General features: G+C 69.9%; 6 protein-coding genes. 5 read left to right on the top strand and 1 reads right to left on the bottom strand.

The window, feature by feature from the left end; genetic code table 11:
- Positions 1–64: 64 nt before the first annotated feature.
- Positions 65–1141, bottom strand: coding sequence for a sulfate ABC transporter substrate-binding protein (locus M3Q23_18770; protein ID MDP9344093.1), 1077 nt, complete (start codon positions 1139–1141; stop codon positions 65–67).
- 226 nt (positions 1142–1367) lie between these two features.
- Here M3Q23_18770 and M3Q23_18765 point away from each other — a divergent pair, with 226 nt between their 5' ends.
- The 5 genes from M3Q23_18765 to M3Q23_18745 form a co-directional block, all read left to right on the top strand.
- Positions 1368–1943, top strand: a complete 576-nt coding sequence (locus M3Q23_18765; GenBank protein MDP9344092.1) for a peroxiredoxin — start codon at positions 1368–1370, stop codon at positions 1941–1943.
- A gap of 64 nt (positions 1944–2007) precedes the next feature.
- Positions 2008–3078 carry a sulfite oxidase gene (locus tag M3Q23_18760; protein MDP9344091.1) on the top strand — a complete coding sequence of 357 codons (1071 nt, stop codon included), beginning with the start codon at positions 2008–2010 and terminating at the stop codon, positions 3076–3078.
- Positions 3079–3153: 75 nt separating this feature from the next.
- A complete protein-coding gene (locus M3Q23_18755; GenBank protein MDP9344090.1) occupies positions 3154–3786 on the top strand; it encodes a TetR/AcrR family transcriptional regulator in 633 nt (210 codons plus the stop codon).
- Positions 3787–3907: 121 nt separating this feature from the next.
- Positions 3908–6136 carry an MMPL family transporter gene (locus M3Q23_18750; GenBank protein ID MDP9344089.1) on the top strand — a complete coding sequence of 743 codons (2229 nt, stop codon included), beginning with the start codon at positions 3908–3910 and terminating at the stop codon, positions 6134–6136.
- A 172-nt stretch (positions 6137–6308) separates the two neighbouring features.
- On the top strand, positions 6309–6721 hold a 413-nt coding region (locus tag M3Q23_18745; GenBank protein MDP9344088.1), incomplete at its 3' end, for an FHA domain-containing protein.

Genomic DNA, 6721 nt, shown 5'->3' with positions numbered 1-6721 from the left:
ACCGAAGCCGGGCGCGGCTCTTCACCTGGGGAAGTTCCGGGCGCTGCTCGAGGGTCTGCTGCATCTAGCCCTTCGCTGCCTTGAACGCCTTGGTGAACGCGCCGTCCGGGCCGAACACCGTGTCGGTGTCGAGTTGGTCCCATCCGCCGATCTGGTCCGTGGTGAACAGGTCCGGGATCGCCGGCAGCTTTTCGCCGTCGCCCTGCTGGGCCTTGGACACGTCGATCGGCCGCTCGTACCCGACGCTCGCGAACACCGCCTGCGCGTCGGCCGTGTGCAGGTACTTCGCGAACGCGTTGGCGACGCTGGTGACGCAGTGTGTCGCCGCGTTCCCGTCCACGACCACCGTGGGGGTCTGGATGGCCACCGTGGACGGCGGGTACACGATCTGGTCCTGCCCGCCGGCGGCCTGCGCCTGGAGCGCCGCGTACTCGTACGTGATGGCCACGTCGCCGTTGCCGGAATCGAAGTTCTTGAGTGAGTCGTTCGCGCTCTTGTCCAGCACGGTGACGTTGGAGAAGATCCCCTCCAGCAGGCGCTCGGCGTCCCCCGGGTCGTTCGCCTTGTAGCCGGGAACCTTCCCCCGCATCGCGGCGCCGTATGCGGCCACGATGTTCCACTTCGCGCCGCCGCTCTGCGCGGGGTCGGGAGTGAGGATCTGGAGACCGGGCTGCGTCAGGTCGCTCCAGTTCTCGATGTGCTTGGGGTTGCCCGGCCGGACGTCGAACACCACGTCCGACGTGCCCACGATGGAATGGCCCGGGTCGTTCTGCCAGTCGTGGGTGATCAGCCCCGCCTTCTCGATCAGCTCCACGTCGGGGTCCAGGGACAGCGCCACGACGTCGGCGTCGAGCCCGTTCACCACGGCCTCGGCCTGGGTGGTGCTCCCGCCGAAGGACGTCAGGAACTGCACCGACTGGCCATCGTGCTCGTCCTTCCAGTCGTTCTGGAAGTTCGAGATGAGCTTCCCGTAGACGTCGTAGACGTTGCTGTACGCGGCGAGCGTGACCGTCGGCGTCGATGCCGGAGTGCACGGCCCTCCCTTGGCGGGGGCGTTGGAGGAGCAGGCGGCTCCCACCAGGGCCAGGAGTGCGAGCGCACAGACCGCGCGGCGGCGCCCGAGGAGTATCCGGTGGAACATGCCGATTCCCCTTTCGATCGACCTCGTCAGAGTTCCGGTTTGGTCCGGTCTCCGGTGGTCCGGTCAACCGAGAAGGTTGTCGGTGGCGAGCCGGGCGACTCGCTGTGGTACGGCGCCGTCTGCCGGTCTCCGGTGCTCCGGTCAACCGACGGCGGGACTGTAGCGGCCACACGAAGGGGTGTCAACGCACGGCGGCCGCCGGCGGCCGTGGTACGAATGGGGCGACGTGGTTTACGACCCGAGCGTCCTGCCGCCGGATCTGCCGGCCCCCGCCGACGACGGCGCGGCCTCCCACCTGGTAGGACTGCCGCTGCCGGACGTCGCCCTGCCGTCGACGGACGGCCGCGAGGTCCGGCTGGGCGGCTCCGGCTCCGGCCCTGGCTTGGAGCGGACGTTGGTGTACGCGTACCCGCGGACCGGGAGGCCGGGGGTGGCGCCACTGGTCCCGGACTGGGACCTCATCCCCGGCGCGCGGGGATGCACGCCGGAGTCGTGCGGGTTCCGCGATCACCACCGGCAGCTGGTCGAACTCGGCGCGGAGGTCTACGGGCTGTCCACGCAGGACACGGAGGACCAGCGCGAAGCTGCCGAACGGCTCCACCTCCCATTCCCCTTGCTGTCCGATGCGGACCTCCGGCTGGCGGACGCGCTCCGGCTGCCGACCTTCGAGGCCGCTGGCCATACCCTCCTGAAGCGGCTCACGTTCGTGGTGCGCGCAGGCCGGATCGAGCACGTGTGGTATCCGGTGTTCCCTCCGGACACGCATGCGGAGGAGGTCGTGGCGTGGCTGCGCGAGCGGTGATGGTGAGCGCTGTTGTCCGCCGGCGGGACAGGATGTAGAAGTTCTCCCGGAAGGGGGAACCGCCATGGACGTGACCGCGCCTGCCGGAATCTCGCTCGAGGAGCTCCAGCTGGCCGCCCGCAACCACGGGATGCCGCTGGAGGCGCTCCGCCACGACATCACGCCGATCGGGCTGCACTACCTGCTCACGCACTACGACATCCCGTACGTGGACCCCGCAGCCTGGAGGCTGGTGGTGGGGGGCCTGGTCCGCAAGCCGCTGGAGCTCACTCTGGACGACGTGCGAGCCCGGGAACGGGTCACGCTCGCGGCCACGTTCGAGTGCGCCGGGAACGGGCGGGCCAACCTGGATCCACGCCCCGTGAGCCAGCCCTGGCTGGTGGAGGCGATCGGCACGGCCGAGTGGACCGGGACGCCCCTTCGGGGGCTCCTGGAGGAGGCGGAGCTGGGGGGCGACGCGACGGAGGTCGTGTTCACCGGTCTCGACCACGGGATCGAGGGCGAGGTCGAGCAGGACTACGCGCGGAGCCTGCCGGTCCAGGAAGCGCTGCGCGACGAGATCATGCTGGCCTACGAGATCAACGGCCAGCCCCTTCCGCCGCAGCACGGGTTCCCGCTGCGTCTGCTGGTACCGGGGTGGTACGGCATGACCAACGTGAAGTGGCTCAGCGGCATCGCCGCGATGGCCGAGCCGTTCGCCGGCTTCTACATGGCGCACAGCTACCGGGTTCGCCAGACGGAGGAGGAGGCGGGGGAGCCCGTCACCCGCATGGCGCCGCGCTCGCTGGTCCTGCCGCCGGGCTTCCCCGACTTCTTCACCCGGGAGCGCCATCTCCCCCTCGGTCCATCCCGGCTGGAAGGGCGGGCGTGGTCGGGATGGGGGCCCATCACCGCCATCGAGGTCAGCGTGGACGGCGGGGAGACGTGGACCGTGGCCACCGTTGACGATGCGGCCTCGGCGCACGCCTGGCACCGGTGGTGGGTGGACTGGACGCCGGCCGGCCCCGGGACGTACGTAGTGTGTTCCCGGGCCACCGACGCCACCGGCCGGACCCAGCCGCTGGACCCACCCTGGAACGCGGGTGGGTACTCAAACAACTCGGTGCACCGCGTCACCGTCCACGTCCGAGCCTGACGCGCGAGAGGGCCGAGTAGCTCGCCCTGCCGGGGGGTTGACAGACCGACCGGTCGGTCCTATCCTGCCCCGGACATGGGACGGACTGGACTGAGCGACCGGACGGCGAGCTCCACCGAGCGCGGGGAGGCGACCCGCCAGCACATCCTGGAGGCGGCCGCGCAGGCCTTCGCGGAGCATGGGTTCGCCGGCACCTCGCTGAACGACGTCATCCGGTCGGCCGGCGCCACCAAGGGCGGCTTCTATCACCACTTCCCGTCCAAGGAGGCGCTCGCGCTCGAGGTGGTCCGCTACAAGCAGGAGCAGTGGTCGGGCCGGGTGATCTCGGCCTCGATGCAGCAGGCCAGGGCCATCGACCAGCTCATGGCGATGACGGAAGCCCTCTGTGACCTGCACGAACAGGACAAGGCGGCGAACAGCCTGGGCAAGCTGTGCGCGGAGCTGTCCGAGGATCCCGAGCTCGCGCCGCGGCTCAGCTCGCAGTTCGTGAGGTGGGTGGACATCACCCAGTCGCTGCTGGCGCGGGCCCAGGCCGAGGGGGACGTCAGGCCCGACATCGATCCGCGGACCGCAGCGGAGCTCGCCGTGTCGCTGTTCATGGGGATCGAGCAGCTGGCGGCGATGGTAACCGGCTCCGCCGACCTCCGTGACCGGGTCACCCGGTCCTTCGGCCTGTTCCGGACGCTCCTGTCGCCCACGGAACCATGAGTAGACCGATCGCGGTTGCGAGCGGGGATGCATTGTTCATGAAACCTACCGACCGGTCGGGCCGGTGGCCTGACCCGACTTCGAAGCAAGACGGGAACGACAGGACAGGGGGGAACTGGCGATGAGGATCTCGGCACAGGGCCTGGCCCGGACCAGCGCTCGGCATCCGTGGCGAGTGATCGGCGTGTGGATCGCGCTGTTCATGGTGGGGGGCTTCCTCACCTCCAAGCTGCTGGCCGGCGTGCTCACCACACAGGCGGACTTCACCAACAACCCGGAGGCCAAGCAGGCCCAGACGCTGCTGGAGCAGCGGCTCACCGGCCCGCGGCACTCCCAGGAGATCGTGATCGTCCGCTCGGACGGCGCGACCGTGGACGACCCGGCGTTCCGCTCCTACGTGGAGCAGCTCCAGGGCACCATCCAGGATCTGGGCCCGAAGATCGTCCAGCAGTCCACGGACTTCTACCAGAGCCAGTCGCCGCTGCTGGTGTCGAAGGACCGCCACGAGACCCTGATCCCGGTGTCGATGGCCGGATCGCTCGACGACGCGGCGGACAACATCGACCGGCTGCTGAACGTGACTCTGGAGGCCTCGCACCCCGATGGCTTCCGGGTCCTGGTGGCCGGCGAGTCCACCGTCGGGAAGGACTCCAAGACCATCTCCGAGGGCGACCTCAAGCGCGGCGAGAGCATCGGCATCGTGTTCGCGCTGATCATCCTGGTGCTGGTGTTCGGGACGCTGGCCGCGGCGCTCGTCCCCGTCCTGCTGGCGGTCATGTCCATCGTCATCTCGCTCGGCCTGGTGTCGCTGCTCGGGCTGGAGTTCCACTTCTCGTTCTTCGTCACCAACATGATCTCGATGATGGGGCTGGCCGTGGGGATCGACTACTCCCTGTTTGTGGTGTCCCGGTACCGCGAGGAGCGGCATCGCGGGCGCGAGAAGGTCGACGCCATCGCCGTGGCCGGCGGGACGGCGAGCCGGGCGGTGTTCTTCTCCGGCATGACCGTCGTGCTCGCCCTGTGCGGCATGCTGCTCATCCCCACCACCATCTTCCGGTCCCTGGCCACCGGCGCCATCGCCGTGGTGCTGGTGGCCGTGTCGGCCTCGCTGACCCTGCTGCCCGCGATCCTCGGCGTGATGGGGGACCGGGTGAACGCGGGGAAGGTCCCCTTCCTGTACCGGCGCCGCGACCAGGACGTCGAGCGCAGCCGGGGCTTCTGGGGCCGCGTGGCCCGCACGGTGATGGGCCGGCCGGTGGTCAGCGGGATGGCGGCGGCCGCCATCCTGATCGCGGCGGCGCTGCCGGTGTTCGGCATCAAGACCGGGTTCTCCGGCGTGAGCACGTATCCGAACGACGTACAGTCGAAGCGGGCCTTCACCGTGCTGGCCCGGGACTTCTCTGGCGGCCTGGCCGAGCCGGCCCAGATCGTGGTGGACGGCGACGTGAACTCGCCGGGCGTCCAGACAGCCATCAAGAAGCTGCAGGCGGAGCTGTCTGCGGACCCAGTGTTCGGCCCCAGCCAGGTTCAGACGAACGAGGCCGGGAACCTGGCCCTGGTCTCGGTGCCCGTCAACGCGGACCCGTCCAGCCCACCCGCCTACGACGCCATCCGCCATCTCCGGTCCGACCTCATCCCGCAGGCGTTCGCCAGCGTGCAGGCGCGGGTGCTGGTGGGAGGCCAGACCGCGGTGGCGGTCGACTTCTTCGCCCTCACAGCCCACTACACGCCCATCGTGCTGGGGTTCGTGCTGGCGCTGTCGTTCCTGCTGCTGATGGTGGTGTTCCGCTCCGTGGTGGTGCCGCTGCTGGGGGTGCTGCTGAACCTGCTCTCGGCGGGCGCCGCCTATGGCCTGCTGGTGTTCGTAAACCAGAACGGCCACGGGGCCGGCCTGTTCGGGTTCCAGCGGGTCGACACGATCGAGGCGTGGCTGCCGCTGTTCCTGTTCTCGGTCCTGTTCGGTCTGTCCATGGACTACCAGGTGTTCCTGCTCAGCCGGATCAAGGAACGCTACGACCACACCCGCGACAACCCCGGCGCGGTCTCATGGGGGCTTCGGTCCACCGGCGGGATCATCACCGGCGCGGCCCTGATCATGGTGGCCGTGTTCGGTGGCTTCGCCCTGGGCAAGCTGGTGTTCCTCCAGGAGATGGGCTTCGGCCTCGCCGTCGCCGTGCTGATCGACGCCACCCTGGTGCGCTCGATCCTGGTGCCGTCGGCCATGAAGCTGCTGGGCAAGCGGAACTGGTACCTGCCGCGGTGGCTCGAATGGCTGCCCAAGGTTCAGATGGAGGCCCGCCACCCCGGCGAGCAGACGCTCCCGCCCCGCGAGTTGGAGCCTGTCCGGTAGGCAACCGACCGATATCACACGCGTCCGAGCGGCGCCCCGCTTGCGGCGGGCGCCGCTCCCGCGTCAGTCGAGCGATGGCGGGGGACGGGGTCATGGGCGCGGGCATTCCACGTGGCAGGAGGATCAGGGCCAGCCTTGCCATCCCGCTCGGCCCTCCCTAAGCTCCGGCGGGATGGAGCAGGAGACGCTGCGCGTCCTGTCTGGCCCTGCGGCGGGCAATCTGATCTCGCTGTCGGACGACCTCGACATCGGACGCTCCGGCGACGCGGACGGGCGGCTGGGCGAAGACCCTCAGCTCTCTCGGCACCACGCCCGCATCCAACGCACGGCCGACGGGCGCCTGGCGCTGGTCGACCTGGGCTCGACGAACGGGACCTTCGTCAACGGCGAGCGCATCTCGACACCGGTGCTGCTCACGCAGGGTGACACCATCCAGGTGGGGAAGAGCACGCTGCGCCTCGAGTTCGCCGCAACCGACGATACGTTCGTGGGGCCCGGCCCAGCCGGGGCGGCCCTGGCCGCACCGGAGCCGCCACCGCCAGCCGCTGGCCGGGAGCCGGCCGTTCCCGCGGCACCCGCTCCGCC

The organism is Actinomycetota bacterium (assembly GCA_030774015.1).
Taxonomy (GTDB): Bacteria; Actinomycetota; UBA4738; order UBA4738; family JACQTL01; genus JALYLZ01.
The sequence above is the reverse complement of the archived record's forward strand: the minus strand, read 5'-3'. Positions and strand labels throughout refer to the sequence as shown.